Below are 527 nucleotides of genomic sequence, written 5' to 3' on the forward strand. Positions count from 1 at the left end.
CGGCAAGCCCACGCGTCGGCGCGCCCTGGCGCGCGGCCCGGCGCGCAGCCGCCGCCGATGGCCCGAAGGAACGTCCGCCCACGATGCCACGCACGCGCATCCTGTCCGACGAGGTGGTCCTGGAACGCGCCATGGCGGTGTTCTGGCAGAACGGCTATGCCGGCACGTCGCTGCGCGATCTGACGCGCGCGACGGGGCTCAGTACCGCCGCCCTGTACCACCGCTACGCAGACAAGGACGGCCTGTTCGTCGCGGTGCTGCACCGCTATGCGGAGGAGGGGCTGGCGGCGCGCATCGCGCGGCTGGCCGGCACCGATCCGCCGCTCGCGGCCATCAGTGGCTTCCTCGACGAGCTGATCGCGTCATCGCTGGCCGATCCGGACCGTCGCGGCTGCCTGCTGGTCAACACAGCACTCGACGGCGCCGCGATGTCGGAGGCGGCGCGGCGGCTGGTGCGCGAGCGCTTCGCCGCGGTGGAGGCGTTCTTTGCCCGGTGTCTGCGCCGCGCGGTCGCGGCGGGCGCGCTC

At 74.2% G+C, this 527-nt stretch carries 1 protein-coding gene; it reads left to right on the forward strand.

The annotated features are described in order from the left end of the window. Nucleotides 1-83: 83 nt before the first annotated feature. Nucleotides 84-527: TetR/AcrR family transcriptional regulator (locus tag B8460_RS14775; RefSeq protein WP_048862376.1), on the forward strand; the 444-nt coding region annotated here is incomplete at its 3' end.

The organism is Acidisphaera rubrifaciens HS-AP3 (assembly GCF_000964365.1).
GTDB classification, from domain to species: domain Bacteria; phylum Pseudomonadota; class Alphaproteobacteria; order Acetobacterales; family Acetobacteraceae; genus Acidisphaera; species Acidisphaera rubrifaciens.